Source organism: Kitasatospora sp. NPDC059973 (assembly GCF_042737525.1).
Lineage (GTDB): Bacteria > Actinomycetota > Actinomycetes > Streptomycetales > Streptomycetaceae > Kitasatospora.
Window position 1 is genome coordinate 71219 of record NZ_JBHWUI010000010.1, and the last position, 21233, is coordinate 92451.

19 protein-coding genes, 1 pseudogene and 1 CRISPR repeat array are annotated in these 21233 nt (G+C 72.2%); of the genes and pseudogenes, 8 read left to right on the plus strand and 12 right to left on the minus strand.

Annotated features, from left to right (window positions below):
* The first annotated feature begins 28 nt into the window (after positions 1-28).
* Positions 29-852: direct repeats of the CRISPR family, unit length 29 nt; unit sequence GTCCTCCCCGCAGGCGCGGGGGTCAGCCG.
* A 115-nt stretch (positions 853-967) separates the two neighbouring features.
* Positions 968-1213: a hypothetical protein gene (locus ACFWA9_RS04955; RefSeq protein ID WP_380383193.1), complete on the minus strand. Its 246-nt coding sequence runs from the start codon at positions 1211-1213 to the stop codon at positions 968-970.
* Positions 1214-1527: 314 nt separating this feature from the next.
* On the opposite strand from ACFWA9_RS04955, the gene ACFWA9_RS04960 reads away from it, so the two are divergent.
* Positions 1528-2505 (plus strand): hypothetical protein, encoded by a 978-nt coding sequence (locus tag ACFWA9_RS04960; protein ID WP_380383195.1) that lies wholly within the window; start codon positions 1528-1530, stop codon positions 2503-2505.
* A gap of 87 nt (positions 2506-2592) precedes the next feature.
* On the opposite strand, the gene ACFWA9_RS04965 is transcribed toward ACFWA9_RS04960, so the two are convergent.
* Positions 2593-3153 carry a Uma2 family endonuclease gene (locus tag ACFWA9_RS04965; RefSeq protein WP_380383197.1) on the minus strand — a complete coding sequence of 187 codons (561 nt, stop codon included), beginning with the start codon at positions 3151-3153 and terminating at the stop codon, positions 2593-2595.
* A 117-nt stretch (positions 3154-3270) separates the two neighbouring features.
* Positions 3271-3693: a hypothetical protein gene (locus ACFWA9_RS04970; RefSeq protein ID WP_380383199.1), complete on the minus strand. Its 423-nt coding sequence runs from the start codon at positions 3691-3693 to the stop codon at positions 3271-3273.
* 194 nt (positions 3694-3887) lie between these two features.
* On the opposite strand from ACFWA9_RS04970, the gene ACFWA9_RS04975 reads away from it, so the two are divergent.
* The 3 genes from ACFWA9_RS04975 (at position 3888) to ACFWA9_RS04985 (ending at position 4703) form a co-directional block, all read left to right on the plus strand.
* Entirely contained in the window at positions 3888-4010 is a 123-nt protein-coding gene (locus ACFWA9_RS04975) for a hypothetical protein (RefSeq protein WP_380383201.1), read from the plus strand.
* 122 nt (positions 4011-4132) lie between these two features.
* On the plus strand, positions 4133-4432 hold the full coding sequence (locus ACFWA9_RS04980) for a DUF6247 family protein (RefSeq protein WP_380383203.1): 300 nt from the start codon (positions 4133-4135) through the stop codon (positions 4430-4432).
* Positions 4425-4703 (plus strand): hypothetical protein, encoded by a 279-nt coding sequence (locus ACFWA9_RS04985; protein WP_380383205.1) that lies wholly within the window; start codon positions 4425-4427, stop codon positions 4701-4703. The genes ACFWA9_RS04980 and ACFWA9_RS04985 overlap by 8 nt, the downstream gene beginning before the upstream one ends.
* Before the next feature lie 167 nt (positions 4704-4870).
* Here the strand turns inward: ACFWA9_RS04985 and ACFWA9_RS04990 are convergent, their stop codons facing one another.
* The 4 genes from ACFWA9_RS04990 to ACFWA9_RS05005 all read right to left on the minus strand — a co-directional run bounded on the left by ACFWA9_RS04990 (position 4871) and on the right by ACFWA9_RS05005 (position 13409).
* The gene (locus ACFWA9_RS04990; RefSeq protein WP_380383207.1) at positions 4871-5329 is read right to left on the minus strand and encodes a hypothetical protein; all 459 of its coding nucleotides are present in this window, start codon (positions 5327-5329) and stop codon (positions 4871-4873) included.
* 31 nt (positions 5330-5360) lie between these two features.
* On the minus strand, positions 5361-6164 hold the full coding sequence (locus tag ACFWA9_RS04995; protein WP_380383209.1) for a hypothetical protein: 804 nt from the start codon (positions 6162-6164) through the stop codon (positions 5361-5363).
* A 100-nt stretch (positions 6165-6264) separates the two neighbouring features.
* On the minus strand, positions 6265-7716 hold the full coding sequence (locus tag ACFWA9_RS05000) for a hypothetical protein (RefSeq protein ID WP_380383211.1): 1452 nt from the start codon (positions 7714-7716) through the stop codon (positions 6265-6267).
* Entirely contained in the window at positions 7713-13409 is a 5697-nt protein-coding gene (locus ACFWA9_RS05005; RefSeq protein WP_380383213.1) for an AAA family ATPase, read from the minus strand. The genes ACFWA9_RS05000 and ACFWA9_RS05005 overlap by 4 nt, the downstream gene beginning before the upstream one ends.
* A 198-nt stretch (positions 13410-13607) precedes the next feature.
* Between ACFWA9_RS05005 and ACFWA9_RS05010 the strand changes: the two genes are divergently transcribed.
* Together ACFWA9_RS05010 and ACFWA9_RS05015 are read left to right on the plus strand one after the other, a co-directional pair.
* Complete coding sequence (locus ACFWA9_RS05010) at positions 13608-13928, plus strand: hypothetical protein (RefSeq protein WP_380383215.1); 321 nt, start codon at positions 13608-13610, stop codon at positions 13926-13928.
* A 256-nt stretch (positions 13929-14184) separates the two neighbouring features.
* A complete protein-coding gene (locus tag ACFWA9_RS05015) occupies positions 14185-14598 on the plus strand; it encodes a hypothetical protein (RefSeq protein WP_380383217.1) in 414 nt (137 codons plus the stop codon).
* A gap of 93 nt (positions 14599-14691) precedes the next feature.
* On the opposite strand, the gene ACFWA9_RS05020 is transcribed toward ACFWA9_RS05015, so the two are convergent.
* Positions 14692-15186, minus strand: coding sequence for a peptidylprolyl isomerase (locus ACFWA9_RS05020; RefSeq protein ID WP_380383218.1), 495 nt, complete (start codon positions 15184-15186; stop codon positions 14692-14694).
* 341 nt (positions 15187-15527) lie between these two features.
* On the opposite strand from ACFWA9_RS05020, the gene ACFWA9_RS05025 reads away from it, so the two are divergent.
* Positions 15528-16202 (plus strand): SMI1/KNR4 family protein, encoded by a 675-nt coding sequence (locus ACFWA9_RS05025; RefSeq protein ID WP_380383220.1) that lies wholly within the window; start codon positions 15528-15530, stop codon positions 16200-16202.
* Positions 16203-16288: 86 nt separating this feature from the next.
* On the opposite strand, the gene ACFWA9_RS05030 is transcribed toward ACFWA9_RS05025, so the two are convergent.
* Together ACFWA9_RS05030 and ACFWA9_RS05035 are read right to left on the minus strand one after the other, a co-directional pair.
* On the minus strand, positions 16289-16903 hold the full coding sequence (locus ACFWA9_RS05030) for a DnaB-like helicase N-terminal domain-containing protein (protein WP_380383222.1): 615 nt from the start codon (positions 16901-16903) through the stop codon (positions 16289-16291).
* Between the two features lie 313 nt (positions 16904-17216).
* Positions 17217-17687, minus strand: coding sequence for a hypothetical protein (locus tag ACFWA9_RS05035; protein WP_380383228.1), 471 nt, complete (start codon positions 17685-17687; stop codon positions 17217-17219).
* Between the two features lie 115 nt (positions 17688-17802).
* Between ACFWA9_RS05035 and ACFWA9_RS05040 the strand changes: the two genes are divergently transcribed.
* Positions 17803-18252: a hypothetical protein gene (locus ACFWA9_RS05040; protein WP_380383230.1), complete on the plus strand. Its 450-nt coding sequence runs from the start codon at positions 17803-17805 to the stop codon at positions 18250-18252.
* Positions 18253-18275: 23 nt separating this feature from the next.
* On the opposite strand, the pseudogene ACFWA9_RS05045 reads toward ACFWA9_RS05040, so the two are convergent.
* Together ACFWA9_RS05045 and ACFWA9_RS05050 are read right to left on the minus strand one after the other, a co-directional pair.
* Positions 18276-18596 (minus strand): annotated as a pseudogene (locus ACFWA9_RS05045) (DUF721 domain-containing protein); the annotation flags it as partial.
* Positions 18596-21184, minus strand: a complete 2589-nt coding sequence (locus tag ACFWA9_RS05050) for a hypothetical protein (RefSeq protein WP_380383224.1) — start codon at positions 21182-21184, stop codon at positions 18596-18598. The pseudogene ACFWA9_RS05045 and the gene ACFWA9_RS05050, both read right to left, overlap by 1 nt.
* Positions 21185-21233: the final 49 nt, after the last annotated feature.

The following is a 21233-nucleotide window of genomic DNA, read 5'->3' on the forward strand; positions in this document are numbered from 1 at the left end:
CGGCCCGGTCGAAGGGTGTTCCGCCGGTGTCCTCCCCGCAGGCGCGGGGGTCAGCCGCGCCTCCGACAGGATCGGAGCCATTTTCGCCGGTCCTCCCCGCAGGCGCGGGGGTCAGCCGGTGGCCAGTACCTTATAGGGGTAGGTCTCGGGGTCCTCCCCGCAGGCGCGGGGGTCAGCCGGCGTCCACGCCAGTGCCTCGGTGAGGATCTGGGTCCTCCCCGCAGGCGCGGGGGTCAGCCGCCCGACCAGAAGAAGAAGCCGACCGGCGACAAGTCCTCCCCGCAGGCGCGGGGGTCAGCCGGCCTCCGACTTCGCCGACGTCGGCATGGGCATGTCCTCCCCGCAGGCGCGGGGGTCAGCCGCCTCCTCGCGGGTGCGGCGCTCGCCCTCGGTCGTCCTCCCCGCAGGCGCGGGGGGTCAGCCGCCGCCGGCCCAGCTGAGCGACGAGGAGATCACGTCCTCCCCGCAGCCGCGGGGGTCAGCCGTCGATCTGGGCGCTCAGCGCGGGTCAGGTCACGTCCTCCCCGCAGGCGCGGGGGTCAGCCGAGCGTCCCGGCCGCCAATCCGCAGACGCTCTGGTCCTCCCCGCAGGCGCGGGGGTCAGCCGCCGGCGTCGGTGACCACCAGACGGACGGTGGTGTCCTCCCCGCAGGCGCGGGGGTCAGCCGGCTTTCGGTCGGCTGCTGCGGGAGGAGCGCGGAGTCCTCCCCGCAGGCGCGGGGGTCAGCCGGTCTCTCCCAGCTCTTCCAGCAGCGGACGCCAGTCCTCCCCGCAGGCGCGGGGGTCAGCCGTCGAAGACCGCGTTCCAGCCGACGACCGCGCTGTCCTCCCCGCAGGCGCGGGGGTCAGCCGAAGGGGGAAGGCCTCCAGGAACTCCCGCCGGGCGCCCGGCTCCGTCTCCACTGCGGCCAGGTCCACGAGCTGGCGGGCGTGCTCGCCGGTGTCGGCAGCCGGGCCGGTTAGCCAGCTACCGGTCGGGCAACAGCTCGGCGAGCATCGCCACGAGCGGGTCGAGCTGGTCGGCCTGGATGACGACCGTCGGGCCGGCCCTGTCCTCGGCGTCGTCCAGGTGCAGCACGGTCGCGCCGGGGCCCCGGCGGCGGAACTCAGTGGGAAGCAGGTCGAGCAGCTTCTCCAGGACGCCGGCAAGCTCGGCGCGGGAGTGGTCGATCACGTCGATGGACAGCGACGCCTCAGATGCGGGAGTGGTCATGACAGCCATGTTGGCGCGTCGGGCATCGGCCGGGACAGTGGTCCGGCCGAGGATCACCGGAAGGAATCAGAGCACCCGCGGGCACGGGCGCGGTCCGGTAGACGACAGGGCGATGCAGTGCGCGGGACAGCATTCCGGTCCTCTGACCGTCAATCGAACGGCCGTAGCACCCCTTTGCGATGTGACGATGTGATTCCGGACAGTGATCGCGCGGATCGGGACACCACCGCTCAACCCGCCCCCTGCCTGGTGGAACGCCGACCACGCTTGGCCCGGGCACGGCCCACCGCCGCGCTCTGCCACCGGGAGGGCACATGACGAGGACCGCAGACGAGATCGCGCTGCTCCGGACCGAAACCGCCCCTGCCCTACTGAGGGAGCTCCAGGGACTCCAGGCCGGTGGCGAGGAGTTCCGCACCGAGCTGGTCACGACGATCAGCCAGGGCTTGGACGAGACCCGCACGCAGGTACTCCGCGTTCTTGACCGCGATCAGCGTGAGCTTGCCCAGGCCCGTCAGGAGATCGGTGCCCTGCGCCGCGAGCTGGCCGAGGCCCGGGCCGCCTGGGAGACCAGGATCGCCGAGCTGACGACACCCCCGGCCGCCCAGCCGACCGCCACCGACCCGGTGACGACAGCCGAGGGCTTCGCCCAGGCAGCGCCGGCCGACGCCGCGAACCCGGGCGCCGACGTAGGCACCCCGACCACCGAGCCCGCGAAGGAGACCTCCGTGTCCGACCAGCAGCCCGACCACACCCCCGACATCACCGAACAGGCCGCCACCGACATGCTGACCGAACTGACCACGGTCGCCGGGCACCAGGTACCGGTTCCCCAGCCGGCCGCCGCCGTGGCCCCGACGTCCCCGCAGACAGCGGAACAGGTGCGGGCCTCCCTGGAAGCGGCGCTGTTCGACACCCTGAAGACCGCCGCCCGGATCAGTACCGCGGAGCTGGTCTGCCACCCGCACACCTGGCGGTTCATCGCCTCCCGCACTGCGGCCGCCGAGTACTTCCAGCTGCCCTCGGCCGAAGGCGACGGCAAGGACGACATGGTGACCGTTCGACTGCCCGGACTCAGCCTCATGGCCGCCGTCAACTCGCTCTTCAACACCTACTGGGAAGCCAGCACGAACCCGGTTCGAAACCTCCAGGACAGCGCCATGGCCCTGGCCTACTACATCGACCTGTCCAGCGCGATCCGCCGCACCCAGCCCGCCGACTCCGGCACGCAGGTCGACGGCCGTCCCCTGACCCGCATCGTCATCGACAACCGACCCGACCAAGCGGCCTGACCGTTCCCGGGCCGCCACCAGGTGCCCGAACGCGGATGGCCGGGCACCTCCGACGCGGTGCCCGGCCATCTCGGTGCCGTGCCGGGTCTACCGGCGCAGCCGCGCGGGGTCGAGGTCGAGGGGGAACGGGTCGGTGAGCTGGGTGGTCTCGCCGACCTGGACGAGGCGGTCGACGTAGGTGCCGTGCTCGAGGTGGCCGAGGTAGAGGCGCGGGGCGGGGTCGAGTTCGAGGCGCCAGTAGTGCTCGATGCCGGCTGCGGCGTACAGGGACGGCTTCATCTTTCTGTCGGTGACCCAGGTGGACGGGGAGGCGATCTCGATGGCCACGACGATGTCGTCGGCGCTGAGGGTGGTGCCGGCCTCGGCGGCCGCAGCGGCGTCGGCGATGACCAGGTCGGGGATCAGCAGGCCGTCGGGCACGATGACGTTGACGGCCTCCAGCGCCTCGAACGGGGCCTCGGCATTGTCGATGGCCAGGCTCAGGAGCATGGCCAGGCGAAGGCTGGCGCGCTGGTGCGGGACGCCGGGGTTCGGGCTCATCAGCAGGGCTCCCCCGACGAGCTCGATCCGGTTGCGCGGGTCTTCGGGCAGGGCCAGGACGTCCTCGACGGTCCACGGCCCGCTGTGCTCGGTGACTGCAACGCTCACAGGTCCCTTCCTTTCACCCGGCACCTGCCCTCATTGTCCCCGGCGGAGACCTCGGGCGGTACCGGCTCACGGATTCGTACGGCGGACCGGCCCTGCAGGCCGGTCACGATTTGCGTGTCACGCAGCGCCGCTGAGGATCATCGGTGGCCGAGTCAGGCGCAGCGGGACGGCGCCGGCGCGGAGGGCCTTGTTGTGGCGGGCGCGGCGTTCGGCGAGGGCCTGGCTGCTGGTGGCGGCCGCGGTGCGGGCGGCGGCTTCCTCCTGGTCGGCCTTCTCGGCGAGGCCCTGGGCGAACTGGTCCTCGGGTTCGCGTCGGCTGAGGATGGCCCGCTCCTGGCGGGCGACGGCGGCCGCGATGGCCGGGTCGACGACGGGGGCGGTGCGGCGGATCTCGGCGAGCGCGCGGTGGTAGCCGGCGCTCGCGTCGTTGCGGGTGCGGACCGGGGCCTCGGGCTGCTCGACGGCCTGGTGGTGCTCGGCCCGCTGGTCGGAGCCGGTGGCGGCGATGGCGCGGGGCGCCAGGACCCGTAGGTCCCGCACCAGGGTTTGGCCGACCTTGCCGTTGATCCGGGCGACCAGCTGGCGTCCGAGCAGGCGCAGCGCTGCTGGAGACCGCCATCGCCTTCCACCACGCCATCCTGGGCCCCGAGGACAACCTGAACGCCACCCTCGCCCGGCTGCGCGACGCCACCGCGAACGGCGACTTCGCCTACTACCTGGACATCGCCCACTTCATGGCCGGCCTTCCCCTCCCTCAGCCCTCCGCCGTGCAGTGGCTCGACGACGAGAACACCGTCCGCACCCGCTGGCGCACCCTCGTCACCAACCGCCAGGACCACCTGCGCACCACCCCGTAGACCACGGCGACAGCGGCCGAGCCCGGCAATCCGGTGCTGGCCGGTCGATGGGCCACCACCACGGGCCCGGCCCATCGACCGGCCAGCACCGGATACCGTGGTGACGAGAAGAGGAGGGCCCGATGAGCGTCCAGCCCGTACACCACCCGCAGCCGCAGCCCCGCGTGCAGCGCACCCCCGACGGCATCGCCGCAGCGCTGCAGGGAGGCCGCCGGATGGAGTTCTACCGCGAGCTCGGCCAGGCCCCCATCGACAAGGTCGAGCAGGTCCTCCACCGCTGGTGGTGCGAGGCCGAGATGGACGCCGACCCCGGGCAGGACCGCATCATCGCCGCCGCCCGCGCCGGCACCCTGCCTACCGCCACCATGGCCGACGTCGTACGGCTGCGCCGTGAGCGGGGCGGAGACCTGCCGGGTGAGTGAGCACGAAGACCCGGACGACCTTTGGCCGGTCCTGCCGTCCGAGGCCGTTCAGGACGCTCTGTCCGACCCCGGCCTGCCGGTCGAGCTGTTCAGCGCGGTCGTCGCGCTCACCGTCGCCATTGCCGAGAATCCCTGGCTCGAAGCCAGCACCGCACGCGACGACGCCGGCGACTGGCGACGGCTCCCGATCCCCCACGGACGCGGCCTGGTCGAGTACGTCATCGACATCGACAACCACCTCGTACGCCTCACCAGAATCATCCCGCTGTGACCCGACGCTGAGTTCACCTGCCGCAGGCGAGCCGGCAGCCCCACGGACTGGAACCACCGGATCCCGTGTGGCTGCTGGTGGCGGCCGCGGTGCGGGCAGTGGTCTCGTCGCTCTGGGCCTGGTCGGTGCCGAGGGCGGCGAGAACGCGCAGGTCGCGGAGTGGTCGGTCAGAGTTCGGGGACGCAGACCCGGCAGAATTTGTAGTTCTTCCTGCCCTTCGGACTGGTTCGTTCCTTCACCCAGGACAGCGCCTCCTCCCTGGTCATCGCGAGAAGGGCCGGGTAGGGGTAGCGGGTTGCGAAGTTGTCGTCCCGGTTCTGCTCGGGCAAGTGGCTGTGGGTCTGAAGGCAGAACTCGTAGCGACTTCCCACCGGCCGGTCGTGCGCCGAGCCGGTCCCTGCACCACGCATCGCGTGGGCAGCGCCGGGACAGGGCGTGCGGTGGAGTGTGTGCCTTCCGGCAGCAAAGGGATAGAGCTCCGGTTGTCCGTACTGACGGTAGCGCTCGTCGACGTCGTCGAAGAACCGGTCGAGCCCTTCGCGGCCCCGGGTGCAGGCGGGACATCCCTCGCCGAGGCACTCTCGGCCTTCAGCCGCTGCCTGTTCCGCACCGGGTCGGCTGATCATGCGGTATCTCCGAGAGCTGCGAATGCCGCGCTCAAGGGCGACATCGTCGGTGCGGGGCGCGGCGGGATCGAACGCTGGCCCGGTACTCGGCGGCGGCGTTCTGGACAGTGAGCAGGTCGCACGCCCGGATGCCGGACAGGTCGGCACCGGCGGGCCGAGCCCGGAGCATCTCGGCGCGCAACTCGCCGCGGACGTGGGTGGCGACGGCGTTGACGTCGCGGTGGTCGCCCAGGTCGGCGGATCCGGCGAGCGCCAGGTCCACGCACTCGCGGATCGCGGCCCGGGTGGCCCGCATGCCCCAGCACGAAGCGCACAAGCCGGCCATGTCCGGGGTACCGCAGTCCTCGCACGGCAGCGTCTGGCGGGCGGCCTCGGCCGCAGCGGCCTGCGCCTCGCGCACGGCACGACGGGTGTCGGCCTCGGCGCACCGCTGCTCGGCCCACTGACGGTCCGCCACCTGCTGCTCGGCGCGCAGCATCGCATGCCGATGCAACCGCTCGTCGACCGCGGTGCGGCGCTGCTCGGCGGTGGCGGCGTCCGGCAGCGCGGAGACCGCCTCGCGGGCCAGGGCCCGGCGGGTGGAGCGGCGGTCGGCGAGGCGCTGCTCGCAGGTCGTGCAGTCGGTTCCGGTGTCCAGGCGGATCCCGTCGTCGCAGGCCAGGTGGGCGCACTCGCGGCGCTGCGGAAGGCCCTTGGCGAGCAGCCAGCCGACCGGGTCGGTGACCAGGGCGCCGCCGCCCTCGGCGCGCAGGCGGTGCCGCAGCCGGTCGGCAAGCGCGGCGGTCGCGTTCGGGCTGCCGGTCAGCCGACCGACGGCGGCGAGCTCCTCCCGCACCGCGACCAGGATCCGGCGCCTGGACCAGGCCCGGCCCAGGCGCTCCCACAGGCACTGCTGAACGCGGCGAGGCGGGACGGTCCAGTGAACGGGTTCCGGATCAGGGGCTGAGCTGCTGGTAGAGGTGTTCCAGTTGCCGGGTGTCGAGAGGCCGTCGGTGGGAGAGGCGGTTGCGGGCGTCGAGCAGGGCGTGGAGACGGTCGGTCTGCGGGGCCGTGAGCCGGACGTGTCCCTGACGTCTCGCGCGGGCGAGCGTGCCGAGTTCCATGCCCCGCAGGACATCGGCGGGTCCCGTGCCGGGGCCGGGCCGGGGGATGTCCCGGCCGGGGCCGTACCTGTCGGCCATCGTCTGGGCCGGCAGGGTCGAGGTGGGCAGGACGCGGGTCACCAAGTCCTCGCGGGCATCGTCCACCAGCGGCAGTAGGGTTCGGCTCTGCGCGAGCCAGACGAGTTTGTCGAGTGGCAGTTCGGCGCCCAGGTCGAGCAGAGCCACCGGTCGTTGGCGCAGGTGGCCGTCCCAGGAGTCCACCTCGCCGGCGTTCCACGGTTGCCGTAGAGGCTGCGACGGCCGGTGGGAGAGTCCGCCGGGAAGACGGGTCCAGGGCACGCTGCCGCTGGTGTGGCCGAGAGCGGCGCAGGTGTGGGTGAGGGCGGGACGCAGGGTGTCGGGGTGGCCGTCCCAGGTGGCGGAAAGGTGGGCGGCATGGTCGAGGTGGGGGCCGCAGATCTCGACGACGGTGGCCAGGACGACGGCTTCCTCGACCCGGTGGCGGGCCGTGAGAGCGACGCGGGAGGTGACGGGCCGGTTCAGCGCTGCTATCGCCGCGGTGTCCAGGCGTCCGAGCGCACCCCACCACCAGTGAACCGCGACGTCCTCGCCGGCGAGCCGGTCCGGGTAGGTGTCGGGCAGGTCCTCGATGGTGGCGAGGACCAGAAGCCTCGGGCGACGGTGGGGCGGCAGGCCCGCCTCCTTGGCCGCCGCCGGCAGACGGAGCAGGAGGTGGGCGAGTGCCTGGGGGTCATGCTCCTGGCCGGCGTCGATGACGTACAGACAGCCGTCGGCGTGGTGGCCGGTGGTGAGCCGCTGGTAGATGTCCTCGTGAGGGCCTGCGGGGGTGGTGTCCAGGAGACCCGCGAGCCGGGCTTCGAGGTCGCGGGCGTCCTGGTCGCGGCCGGCCCGAGGACATGGGACGGCAGGCGCGGAGACGGGGTACGCGGTGCCGTAGGCAGCGGTCAGAATGTCGGCCGCGTAGCCGTCGTCAAGGTCCAGAACCGGCGGCTGTCCCGACCACTGGTGCCCTGGCGACGGCGCCCGGTCGCGGCCGGGGCAGCCCGCGCCGGCGCCGGGCGGTGGAACGGTACGCCAGTGCGCCCGCTGTTCAAGAAGGCTGTCCAGGAGGACGTCCGGGGCGGGCATCGCCCTGGGAAACAACAGAAGGCAGCTGAAACCGGCGTCGAGGTCGGCGGCGATACGGCGCAGCCAGATCCCGGGCCCGGGCAGGGCGGCGAGAGTGTGCCGCTCACCTGCCCGGGGCGTGGTGGCGGCCGTCATCCGCGGGCCGCGAGGGCACGGAAGGTGACGGCGTCCAGGGCGATGCCGTGGTCGCTCTCGTCGAGGATGCCGAGATCGGCGAGGCGTCGGATGATGCCGAGGATCCGGTCTTCCGCGACGTCGATGATGGCGGCGATGCGGGCGGGGGTGTCCGCCTCGGGCTCGTCCAGGAGCTGGGTCCACCGGGAGAGCGTTTCGGCGAGGGCGTTGTCGAGTCCGACCCGTTGCAGGTGGGTGGTGGAGAATCCGGGGGTGGTGGTGAGGGTGCGCACGCCCTTCAGGGCGGCATCCAGGGGGGTGTTCGTGCGCGAGGCCTGGTGGACGGCAGCCTCGACCAACGCGGGCCAGCCGCCAGTGGCCTCGACGAGGCTCCGGCGCTGCTCGGGGGTCGCGAACGGGCATTCCGGCCAGGCGCGCAGGCTGTCGGCGGTCCACCGCTCGGGCCGGATCGCCTGTCCGATGACGTCGGTGCGGGCGTAGATGCCCATCGGGTCGACGAGCATCACCGCCGAACGCAGGACCGGCGCCTGGGCCTTCTTCGCCGAACGGGTCACCGCCGTGTGGTCCTGGAGGAGCGCGAGGGTCTGGGTCAGCTCGTCCTGGCCGCAGCCGCGCAGGTCGGCGACGATCACCTGCGGCGTGCGGTCGCGAGCCCGCTTGGTGACCTCGTCGGCCACGGTCCGGCCGTCGGCGCGGGTGACGGTGATGCCCCGCGCGGTGGCGTAGACCTCGACCGCCTGCACCACGCGCCGGGGGTGGAAGGCCTCGGTCACGCACACCGCGCTCACCCCCTGCCCGATCAGGGAGTGCAACTGCTCCTCGGTCAGGGGGCTGAAGGCGTCGATGCCGTTCTCCTGGCCGAGCAGGCGCCGGGAGTAGCGCGGGTTGTACTCGTAGGGGAGGCTGAACTCGGTCTCCCTCAGCTGGAGCTGGAGAGACTCCTTCGTGCCGAGCATGTTGACCACGTTGGGGCTGCGCACCGCCCACGCCGGGTCGTCGCCGGGCTGCTGGGTCTGGACGAGGACGCCGAGCCCGACCATCTCCTCCAGGTAGATCCGCACGTCGGCGGCGGTGAGGCTGCGGAAGCCCTCCGGCCAGTGGTCGCGGGCATCCTGGAGCAGGCTCTCGGCCTGGTAGCTGAGGCGGTACTCGTCCTGCAGGCTGCGCAGGGCGATGCCCAGGGCGAGGACCTGGTAACGGTCTTCGAGGTTGATGGTCCCACGCAGGCGTTCGGCGATGTGGGCGTGGACCTTGGGCGAGGCGCTGACGGCGGTTACGTCGGCGGCCGTCACGGTGATCGGCCACCGGGCGTCGGTGACGGGCTTTTCCCGCAGGGTCGACACCAGACGCTCGCAGAAGATCTGGACGAGCGAGGCCTGGTAGTTCGTCGCGGCCAGGACCCGGGACACCAGCGCGGGGTGGTCGAAGACGAACCCGAGCGCGGCCATCGGCTCGACGACCAGGCGCTGGGCGTCGGAGATCCGCAACGGGCCGACGAGGACGTCGGCACCGCCGTGCAGGGTGGCGACGTTGGAGAGGTGGCTGAAGCGCTGCACCTGGTGGAGGCCGGCGAAGACGACCTTGAACCGGCGCTGGGTGTTGTCCATGAGGTCCCGAAGCCGCTGCAGGTTGGCGAAGGTGCTCTCCCCACCGCGCCGGTGCACGGCCCGCGAGTCCGCAGTCAGGAAGGAATCGGCCTCGTCCGCGAGGACGAGCAGCCGGCGCTCGGGCATCGCCTTCAGCCAGGTCTCGATCTGCCGGGCGATCACGTCCGGCTTCGCGTCCGCCGAGGACTTCTCGCCCAGCACGCCGACGGCGCGCAGCGCCAGGGCGAGCTCGTACCAGATCCGCTCCGCGGGTTCGGCCTCCCCGATGCCCCGGGCCTTGAGGTCGATGTAGACGGCCTGGTGGTGCGGCACACCGGGGAACGTCGCCTCCACACGGCGCAGCAGCGCCGACTTGCCGAGCTGGCGCCCACCGTAGATGAACATGCCGGTGCGTGGGTCGACGACCTCCCGCAGCTCCTGGTCGCGGCCGTAGAAGACCTCCGGCGGGACCTGACCGGCGACGAACGGCGTGTAGGCGTGGAACGCGCCCCACGGCAGGGTGACGCGCTGGAGCGCGCGAAAGGAGCGCGGGGAACGGGCCGCGATCCAGCCCAGGACCGCCGGGTCGACCACAAGGGCCTGGCGCAAGCCGGCCCGGGCGCGGGCGACGAGCTCGCGCCGGCCGGACAGGCCCATCGGGTGGAGGTAGAGGATGATGGTGGCGCCGTTGTCGTGTTCGTCGAGGAGGTCGAGCACGCTGCGCCCGACCTGCTCGTCGGAGACGATGACCACCGAGTACCGGCCGTTGGCGTCGGAGCCCAGCGTCGCGACGTAGCCGGGGCGGGATTCACTGGCGCGGGCGCGGAACGTGCCGCGGATCTGCCCGAAACGGCGCCGGCCGTCGTCGACGGGAGCGAGAGAGCCCTGTTCGGGTTCCAGTCCCAGCAGACGCAGGACGGGCTGGAGGTGGCGCTGCCACTCCTGGCCGCGCACCGTGGCGTTGCAGAGCGATTCCCAGGCATCGAGCGCGGTACGGACGCCTTCGGTGAGTTCGCCTCCGTGGGCGTAGTGCCGAGCCCAGGGTCGGGCGCTGTAGCCCTGCCGGTGGCGGGCGCTGTCTCCGGGCACGTCGAGACCGGCCATGAACTCGGTGAGTTCGGTGCCTCGGTCGAAGGTGGTCCAGTCGGGCAGCGGTTCGCCGCGCTTGGCCAGGTGGTAGAACTCCTCGGCGGTGACGGTGTCGTGGTTGGCGATGAGCTCGGCGAAGCGGGCCCGGTCCTTCTCGTCGAGGTCGAGGTCGGCGATGTCGGCCCGCAGCTGCGTCGTGTACTGCTGAATGGCGTCGCGCAAGCGGTCGGCGAGGCCGCTGATCTGCTCCACGGCCGCCCTGTAGGCGCCGGTGGGCCGGGGCTGGTCCAGGCGCTTGAGTTCCGCGTCGAAGCCGCGTGCGGTGACGGGGTCCAGGTGCTGCTGCTGCTGGGTACGCAGTTCGGCCAGCAGGCCGGAGGCGATGGTGTGCTCGGCGCGCAGCCGGGTGTTCCACTCGGTGCGGGCGGCCTCGATGGCGCGCGTCTGGTCGTCGGGCCGGGTGGGGGGCTCGGTGACGGAGGGGACGGAGGCCTGGGCGAGGGCGGCGGTCAGTTCCTCGGCGAGGTGGAGGTCTCCGTGCTCGCAGTGCCCACGCAGGGCGGCGGAGGCGTCGATGTCGACCAGCAGGGGGCGCAGGGCCTGCGCGAAGCCGTCGCCGTCGGGGTCGGGGCTTCCGTCGGTGTGGCGGGGCAGACCGGTCAGGACGAGCAGGGGCCGCGTGTCGGGCTGGTGGTCGCGCACGTCGTCGGGGAAGCCGTCGGTGTCGGTGACGATGATCGGGGTGACCGGACGGGACTCACCGCGCAGCCACTGGCAGAACAGGTCCAGCAGGGCGCCGTCGACTCCGGGCAGCGGCCGTGCCTGCGAGGCGGCGGTCAGCAGCGGGCGCAGGGAGGAGGCGACGTCGGTCCGGGCACCGGCCTCGGTCAGCGCGACGTTCCGGGCGCGGGTGAGGAGGTCACCGACCGCGGTGATGGCACGCAGCAGGGCGCGCTTGGCCTTGGCCTCGATGGCCTCCTTGGCCTGCTTCGGGGTGGCGACCAGTGCGTCGGCCGCCTCGATCATCCGCTCCCCGGCGTCCCGGCGCGCGAAGTGGTCGGCGGCCTGGTCGAGTTCCTCCACACCGGCCCGGCCCTCGGACCAAGCGACGACCGTGGTGAGGGTGGCGCCCAACGGCTGGCCCTCGGAGACGAGCCGCGTCAGGACCTGGGTGGCCCGCTCATAGCCGGTACGCCGACGCGGCAGCTCGGCGAGCAGACCGCGGGCCTCCTCCCGGATCTGCTCCGCAGTGGCACCGGGCAGCGTCTCCAGGAGCCACCCGCCGGTGGGGTCGACGCGCTGACAGTGACGGACGGTCTGAGTGGCCGCCGTGACCAGCTGGGCCCACGGCTCGGGCAGGCCGGCGGCCGGGTCGGGCTGGTTGAGCAGGTCGTTGGGCCAGCCGGCGACCAGACCCGCGCGCAACGACGCCACGGTGGCGGCCACCTGGGCGCCACGGTCACTGCGGAAGTCGGTGGCGCCGTGGCCGAACGCGGACAGGACCGCGGTGCCGGCGAGGTCGTCCTCGCACGCGAACGCGGCCTCCGCGAAGGCCATCGTGGCGGCGCGCAGCGGCGACTCGTCGGATCCGCGGGTGAGCCAGTAGGCCTCCGCGAGGCGTCCCTGTCGGACGAGGGCCTCGACGGGAGTGCTTCCCTGCTCGGCGTCGGACCAGGGGAGTATCGCCGGCCCCCGGTCCTCCAGAACCGCTGTCAGCGTGCTGCCCGCGCCGGAGTCAGGGGCCCCGGGGACGGGAGCGGGGACGGAAACGGGCTCGGGGACGGGGACGGGAACGATCGGCTCGTCGAGCGGGTCCTGGCTCCGGGTGGCCACGGACACGGGGTCCGGCTCGGGGTCCGGCTCGGGGTCCGGCTCGGGGTCCGGCTCCGTGACGATGTCCCTGGGCGTGACATCCCCGGTCCACGCGGGGACGGAGGCCTTCTCCTCGTCGCACGGCGGGGTCGCGGTCGCCGTCGGGGCCGACTGGTCCTCTGCCGCCTCGTCGGGCACCACTCGCGGGCCCGGGAGAACGGCTTCCTCCCGCCGCGGGCCCGGCACGGCGGTGCCGGCCTCGCCGTCCGAACCCTCCAGCTCACGCAGCTGCTCGGCGAAGCGCTCGCGCGCCTGGACGAGGTGGCCGCGCAGGACCTCGTCGGCCGTCACCTCGATCATGGCCGCGAGCTGCTGGTCCTGAATCTGGAGTTCGGCGATGCGTGACTCGCGCGCGCGGACGTCCTCCTCAGCGACGGCGATCGCGGCCAGAACCAGATCGAGGTCGGTGAAGCCCGCGTCGTCCGCCCAGGCCTGACCCGCCTCCGTGAGCCGCTCACGGAGGCGGCCGCGTGCGTCCAGGTACGCGGTCACGGGTACGGCGATATCGGGGGCGACGTGCTGGCCGGCCGCGATCCGGTCGGCGGCGACCAGGAGATCGGCCGTTAAGCCAGCGGCCTGTTCTCTCAGCTCACGCGCGGTGTCTGACAACTGCGCGGCGGTGACCGGTTCGCTCTTCACCTGGTGGCTCTCTCGCTCGGAGGACGGCGGACGCTGCGGATCGCCGTCACAGGAACACTGATAGGGGGCGGCGGGCGCGTCCGCGCACGCCAGCAGCCCGGTGAGACCGTCTCCGGCGGTGCCCAGGATTTCCGGATCCCGGTCGGCCAGCGCGAAGAGGCTCAGCCGAGCCAGCGTCGGCGGCAGTGCCCGCAGCATGAGTCGCAGCTGCTCCGGATTCGGAGCCAGGACTTCCTGCTCGGAGAAACCGTAGGCGTCTGTGAGCAGATTGGCGGCGGCTTCGATCGCCTGCTGCCCGATGGAACGCAGGTCGGAGACCGGGAGCGTCGCGATACGGGTCCGCGCGGCCCTGAGCTCACGCGGCTTCCAAGCCGATCCGGCCGGCCGTCCCAGGACCCGGATACCCGCGGAGAAGGGCAGGACCGTTGGAATACGCAGCAGGTCACCAAGGCGTTCGTCGTCCAGGCCAACGAGCCACCCGCGCAGCTCGCTCACCACGGTTTGCATGGCCCCGCAGTCTGCCAGATCACCACGGTTCCCGGACAGTTGTGAGCGATTTCGCCTTCCGGAAGAGAGCTGGCCATCAGCGTCCAGCTCGCCGTACCGGCGCAGCGCGAAAGGGGCCGGAGGGCCATCCCCGCGAGCGTGGGGGCCGCTGTCCGGAGGGTTGGTCAGCGAGGGCATGGGTCGGGCAGGGTGTCGGTCATGGTGAACAGCAGGGTGTTGGTGGGGTTCGTGGCTGCGCCGGCTGGTTGGCGGGTGGCGCTCAGGTGTCCGGAGGATCGTCTGGTCCTGGTGGTGCCGGTCGTGGGTTGGCTGCCCATCCCGGAGGACAGCGGTTCGATCATGGGCTCTGAGCTGGAGCCGGTGGTGCTGTTCGACGATGTTGGGGAACCGATCATCTCGACTGTGGCCGACACGTCGGAGAGCTGGAGAGACGGTTCCTCGGTCTACCAGGTGCTGGCACCTGGCCGGGAGGTCCGGGAGGTTCCCGAAGGCTGGTCGGTCCAGGACTACGGGCAGTAGGACCCTGCCTCTAAATGAGTCTCGGACAACCCAGCTACCCCCCGGCCGCTCTGCCCTTCCACACGTCCAGCGCCACGCGACATGCTCCCCGTCCCGCAGGACGCAGATTGCTGCCCCGATCTCCTCGGATCCGCCGGCAGGCCCACCACACCCCCGGGCCCATCGCCGAACGCCTCCGGGCCAACGCCGACCGGCTGGGGTCGTGGGCCGACGAACACGACCGCACCCGCCTCACCGAGCCGGAGACAACGCCGCGATGACCCCCGCCCTCGATGAACGTGACCGGATCCGCGCCGCCATGCAGCGCATCTTCGCTGGGACTGCGCAGCACTCCAACGGCGCGCTGACTATCGTGGCCCTCGCCCAGGAAGCCGGAGTCCCCCGCAACGCCCTGACCCAACGCCACCCCGATCTGCGCAACGAGTTCTACGACCACGTCCAGCAGCGCGGCGTCGTCCCGGACACCGAAGCCCGCCTGCGGGCCACTGTCGCCAAGCTGAAGAAGACGATCGCCGCAAAGAACAAGGAGCTCGGCCAGCTCCGCGCCGACGTCCCAGCCCTGGTGCGTGTCGTCAACCAGCTCACACTAGAGAACCAACTGCTTCGCGACCAGCTGGTGGCCGACGATCCCCAGGTCATCCCGCTCCGCCCCCGCTCCCCGCAGCGGTGATGACCCGGGTGGGCCAGATGCCCTTCGTCAGCCGTTCGGCCGTCGACGGCGCGGCCACCAGTTTCCGTGTCCCGATGTGCTGGACGTTCCAGGTCACGAGGAGATGGTGGCCTTCTCGATCACCACGTCCTCCACCGGGACGTCCTGGTGGTGGCCGCGCCTTCCTGTCTTGACGGCCATGATCTTGTCGACGACGTCCATACCTTCGACGACCCTGCCGAAGACGGTGTAACCCCAGCCCTGCGTTGTCTGAGCCGTATGGTCCAGGAAGTCGTTGTCGCTGAGATTGATAAAGAACTGGGCGGACGCCGAGTGCGGGTCGTTGGTGCGGGCCATCGCCACGGTCCCACGCGTGTTATGCAGGCCGTTGTTCGCCTCACTGTGGATGGTCGCCTCGGTCGCCTTCTGATCCATGTCGGGCGTGAATCCGCCGCCCTGGATCATGAACCCGGGGATCACTCGGTGGAAGATCGTGTTGTCGTAGTGGCCCTTCTTGACGTAGTCCAAGAAGTTCTCGACGGTCTTGGGAGCCTTCTCGGGGTCCAGCTCAATCCGGATCACCCCGAAGTTGGTGTGCAGCTCGATCACGCCGTTCTCCTCTACTCGGCAACTCTGACACCGCTCAGCCTGGCATAACGATGACCGGCTAGCTGACACACCGTCACCCAACAGCGGATCCGATCTCAGAAAACCAACTCGCTGACTTGACAGACATCCCATGAGCTGGCGTGTCAAACAGCGAGTGCATGGGCCGGGCGGGACGAGGCGGTTACCTCGTCCCACGGCTGCTTGTACTCGACCCGGCGAACGGTTTCGTCGATCGAGCGGGGCTCGTCAGCCGGCGGTCTTCCGGTCGGGTCACTGGCTTGTCGGAGCTGTGGCCTAAAGTGCAGCCTCTGACAGGCTGACGGACGGAGAGGGGTCGGGCGATGGCCGAGGCATGGGATCGGCTGCGGGCGATCATGGGCGAGCCGGTGTACACCCCGGCGCGGGTGCCATGGGAGCTGGCACCGGCGGAGCTTGGGGTCCAACTGCCGTCGGACTACCGGGCGTTCATCGACCTGTACGGCGCGGTAAACCTGAACGGCGAGTGGGGCGTGCGGTCGCCGGTTCTGCGTCCCCGCGTGTTCGGATCGCCGGGCGGCATGGCGGGGTGGCGCTTCGAGACCGACACCGAGTTCCGGGTGCAGGTCGAGGGCGAGGACGAGTTCTGGGACCAGGAGCACACCCCCGTGTTCCCGGACCCGGGCGGACTGCTGCCCTGGGGCATGAACAGCAACCATGTGTACTGCTGCTGGCTGACCACCGACCCGGACCCGGAACAGTGGCCGGTGGCCGTCTTCTGCGACTTCGACGGCGTCGACGACGGTGAGCTCGACCGCTTCGACGGCGGCTTCGCTGAGTTCGTGGCGACCGTCCTCACCGGCGGCTACGCCCATGAGGACGAGTTGCTGGTGCGCCCGGACCCGGAAGAGTGGGGACCTCAACCGGCCCGACCACTCTGGACACCCTCCTACGACTGGACCGGCAAGGACTGGGGCGCGGAGTGGGGCATCACCTGGTACCGGCCCACCGGGTCGACGGAGATGCCCTGGACCAGGTAAGGACGGTCCGGGTACGCCACCGTGACTGTGCCCCTTCGCCGCCGCACCGACCTGCCGGGCCGTCTCCATGATCTCCTCATCGCTCTTCACCATGCCCACAGGTCTAGGTCCGCGAGGCCGGTGGGCAGGCCGACCGGGGCGCCGACGTACGAGCCAATGCCCTCGACCTCGTCGAGGACGCCTTCCATGACGTCGGCCATCGGGCGCGCCTCGACCCAGCTCGGGCTGCGGCCGGTGGTCACGGCGTACACCTCGGCCTGGATCGCCTCGACCAGGTCGGTGGTGGGGGTGTCGGCGTGGGCGAGGTGGTCGATGCGCGTTGCCGTCTCGATCAGCCGGCGGCGCAGCGCTTTGTCCTCGACCAGGAGGGCGAGGGCTTCGGCTTCGGCGGTGCTGCGGACCATGTTGACGAGCTTGTGCAGGTAGTCCCGGCCGCCGGCCCTTGCCAGCAGACCCTGCTCGGTCAGCTTCGCCGCGACCTTGATGGGGTCGGTGGACTCCCCGGCCGCGTAGAGCTCCAGCACCACGGTGTAGATGAACTCGTGGGCGACCCGGTAGAAGCTGGTCGGGTGCAGGATCTCGACGACGTCGGCGACCGCCTCCTTGGAGCGCATCGTCGTGCCCAGGAGCACCTGCTCGGCACGCAGGTCGTGGGGCACCTCGAATGCCGGGTTGGCGCCGTCCGAGTCCTGCTCGTTCACGCGCTTCCACCTCGCTGCTGATCTGCTGCGGCCCGGTCCGGGGCCGGCGAACGGGTTGTCGCGGCCACCCTGTCGCACCACCGCGCGGTTGTCCCGGCTTTCCCCGAACGAGCGAGGCCGGCTGCAACTCACGCCGCTCCGGTCCGCGGCGGGGCCAGGCGGGCGGTGCGCAGCGGGATCGCCCCGGCCCGGGTGGCGCGGGCGACAGCGTGAGCGGCCCGGTGGCGTTCGCGCTGCTGGCGGGTGTGCTTGCCGGTGTCGTTGGCTTCTCTGCCATGTTCCTTGCCGCACCGGCAGCGGGGCTCGGTGGGTGCTACATATCGACTCGGTGTCGCTGAATCTCTTCCGCACTCCATCCGGTGACGGCCGCAACGTCCTTGTCCGGTGTCGAAAGCAGCGAGAGCCATTCGCGCAGCGCGTCGGCCAAGGAGTCGGGCAGGCCGAAGGAGTTCACCGGGGGCTCGTCAACGCCCTCGCCAACGTGGTCGATGTGGAACCACATGCCCATCGGGTCCAGGCGGGCCGCCACAGCATCGTAGCCATCGGGGCCATTTGTACCGGCCTCAATCACCGCGCCTGAGCGCCAGTCTGTGATCTCCCAGGAGTCCATTCCGGCCTGACCGCCGCTCACAATCCGGTGTCCGGTCTCTTCGAGGCGCCGGATCTCTCCCTCGCGCGCCTCCTCGGCTGCCAGGTTTGCGCGCAGGAGCTCGCAGATGTACTCCCTGATCGGCCCGTCGAGAGCCGTCTGCTGGGTGTTGCCAGTCGTGCCGCTGGTGGTCATGGTCATCTCTCCTCGGTGGCGGCCGCCGTGGCGACGGACGGCAGGGTCGACGGTAGCGGTCGGCGGGCGAGCGGTGGAGCGGTCCTGGTCACGCGGCACCAGGGAGGGTCTCCGGTTGGGCACGGTTGGTGCGCAGCGGGACGGCGTGCCGGCGGGCAACGGCAAGGGCAGCATGGTGACGCGCGAGGGCTTCGCGGGCTCGGGCGGTTCGGGCCAGTGCCTCCTCGTCGTCTTCGACGGAGGGTCGGTGCGCTTCCTCGGGTTCACGCAGGCGGTTGTAGTGCTGGCGGAGGATCTCCTCCGTCGCAGCAGCCTGTTCGTTGAGCGCGGCCTGACGGGCCTGGGCCTGGTCGCGCATCTGCTGGCTGAGCCGCTGGTAGGCGGCGTGGTCGGCGAGCGGGGGCCGCGCCGGCTGCGCGGCCGGCCGGTCGTCGCGGTGGGTGGGCCGGTCGCCTTGGTCCTGGTCGTGCTGCACCACGGGGGCGGGGCCGACGCGAACGTCGATGGCCGGACGGTGCCGGGCCGCAGCTGCTCGAGGTCGGCGAGGATCTGGCGGGTCTGGTAGCGGAGTTGGGCGGCCCAGGCCGGAGAGTCGGCAACCACGCGCAGGCGGCGGGTGGTCGGGTCGTAGCCGGCGAGGTGCCAGTGGGCGGCCGCCTCGGCGCCAACGATCGCGGGCCAGCGGTCGCGCAGGCCCCCGCCCGCGGTGCCGAGGGTCCAGCCGTGGGTGGCGACCAGGGTGAGGAACACGTCCGCGATCGGCTCGGGTTCGCGCGGGCCTCGCCGCGCGACCGTGGCCTGCCGGGTGGTGCGCTGGGCGGGAACGTTGCCGCTGGTGCGGGCGGCCTGGCGGGCGGCGCGCAGGGCGGTGCGTGCGAGGTCGGCGCCCGTGGTCTGGGGCTGCGTCATCAGGCGTTCACCGCCTCGCGGGCCTGCCCGGCGGCGGCCGCGCGGATCCGGTCGGCGCGCTCGCGCAGGACTTTGACGGACTTGAGGCGGCGGTCGAGGAGGTGGCGGGCGGTGCTGGCGCGGGCCTCGTGGGCGGCACGGTCGGCGGCTTCCCGAGCGGCGCTTCGGGTGGGGTGGCGGTGGGCGGAGCGCAGCGCGGCGTCGCGGGCCAGTTCGGCCTCGGCATCGGCCAGCGGGGAGCGGGCCAGCAGCACGAGAGCGCTGGCGCGGTACTCGGTGACAGCGTTCTGGACGGCGAGCAGGTTGAAGGCCCGCAGAGCCGACGGATCGGTGCCGGCGGGGCGGGAGCGGAACATCTCCTGGCGCAGCCCGTGGTGGACCTGGCGCGCGATGGCGTTGACGTCCTGGTGGTCCGAGAGGTCCGCCGATCCGGCGATCGCCAGGTCCACGCACTCGTGGACGGCGGCGCGGGTGGCCCGCACGCTCCAGCACGGCGCGCACAGTCCGGCCGCGTTCCCGGTGCCGCAGTCCTCGCACGGCGCCGCCCGGCGTGCGGCCTCGGCGGCCTCGGCCCGCGCTTGCCGTACGGCCCGGCGGGCGTCGGCCTCGACGCGTCGCTGCTCGGCCCGCTGACGGTCGGCCACCTGCTGCTCGGCGCGCAGCATCGCGTGCCGGTGCAGGTGTGCGTCGACCGCCCCACGACGCTGGCCGCCGGTGGCTCCGTCCGGCAGCTGGGCGACGGCCTCGCGCACCAGGGCCGCGCGGGTCGAGCGGCGGTCGGCGAGCTGCGTCTCACAGGTCACGCAGCCGGTGCGGGTGTCCAGCCGGATCCCGTCGTCGCAGGCCGGATGGGCGCATCCGGCCTGCTGGGGCAGGCCCCTGGCCAGCAGCCAGCCGACCGGGTCGGTCACCAGGGCGCTGCCGCCCTGCTCGCGCAGCCGGTGCTGCAGCCGGTCGGCCAGCGCGGCGCCGGCGCTGCCGTTGCCGGTCCACAACCCGACCCGGGCCAGCTCGGCCCGCACCGCAGCCACGATCCGGCGCCTGGACCAGGCCCGGTCCAGGCGCTCCCACAGGCACTCTACCGGCGCGAGGACCTGGTCCAGGTCCTGCGGCGGCCGCGGCACCGACCGGCTCGCGGTCCGGACCGGGACGGGCAGCTCCTGGTCGTGCTGGTCGAGGGGGAGGGGGGTGTTCGGCTTGTCCCCGCGCAGCGGGCCACCCACACCACCACCGACCGTCGGGCGGGCCTCGGCCTGCTCCACCGAGGCGGTGCCGGCGTGGTCCTCGCGCGTACCCGCACGCTCCGGCCAACGGTGCTCAGCCACGGCGGCGGCTACGCCGGAAAAGCCACCATCCACATCAGCATCGCCCACTACCTCAACCACCAAAGAGTGGGAGGTGTGAAGGGGGGTCGTAGCGCCGAGGTCTGAAATCTCGCCCCCGGCGGTCTCGTCCACCTCGCTGACCTGCGAATTCTCCTCCGTCACAGGAGCCTCATCCAGGGGGGTCGTAGCGCCGAGGTCGTCGACAACACCGCCACGGGTGTTCCGGGCCGCCTCCCGGCGCACCGGACCGGCCTGTTCCGCCGACTCCACCGGTACCGACCGGTGCGCGGCCGCCACCGCGGGCAGCACGATCCGCGACCGCGACAGCAGCCCGCCCGCCCCGCGCCGCGGCCGCTCCACCAGCCCGGCCTCCGCCAGCCGCGCCAGCACCTCCACCGCCCCGGCCGGAGTACAGCCCAGCATCCGCGCCAGCGTCACCGCCGGCCGACCCGCGTCAGTGTTCACCGTCCCACCGCACAGCCGCACCCGCCCGGACTTCCCGGCCTCCAGCACCAGCAGCAGCGCCGCCAGCCGGTCCGTCGCCGCACCCCGGCCCGTCCGCCCGGCCAACAGACCCCTGTCCCGCACCCCTCCGCCAGCCGTCGCCCAGCCCGGCGCGAACAGCACCTCGACCAGGCGCAGCAGCACCGCCAGCTCCTTCCGCGTCAGGTTCAGCGGATTCCCCGCCACCCCCCGGGCGGCCTCCAGTGCGCCCACCCGGCACTCCAGGGCCTGGTCGACCCGGTAGTCGTCCGCGAAAGTCTCTACCGACACCGCTCCCGTGTCGCGAACCAGACGCGCCACCGCCTTCATCCGACCCGCGGACAGTCCCAGCCACCGGCCCAGCTCGCCCTTGCGGATCACCACCGCACGCGTCTCGTACGGCGTGCGCGACATCAGCACCACCGCCGCCAGTCGCACCGGATCAGGAGCACCCACCAGACCCGGCGCGGCCAGCAGCGCCCGCACCGCAGCACGCAGCCGCAACCGCATCCCGGGTGACAGCACCAACGGCGCCAGCGGCGGACGAGACCCGGATTCGGGCTCTGACCCCCTGGCCGCCGATTCGACCGGCGCGGCGGACTGCCGGCCGCGACCCGCCGGACCGGCCTCCTCGACCGCGGCCTCCCAGAGCCAGCCGGCCTCGGCCGGGTCGCACTCGGGCCACTCCTGGCCGTATTCGTCGTCGTACGGATCCTCGACCGGCGCATCCCACAACGAGGCGCTGTCCACCGGCCCGGCCGGGCCGGGTGACAGCGCCACCGCCGCATGCGGGTAGGGTCGCGACCCCACCCCCCGCAGGCCGGGAACC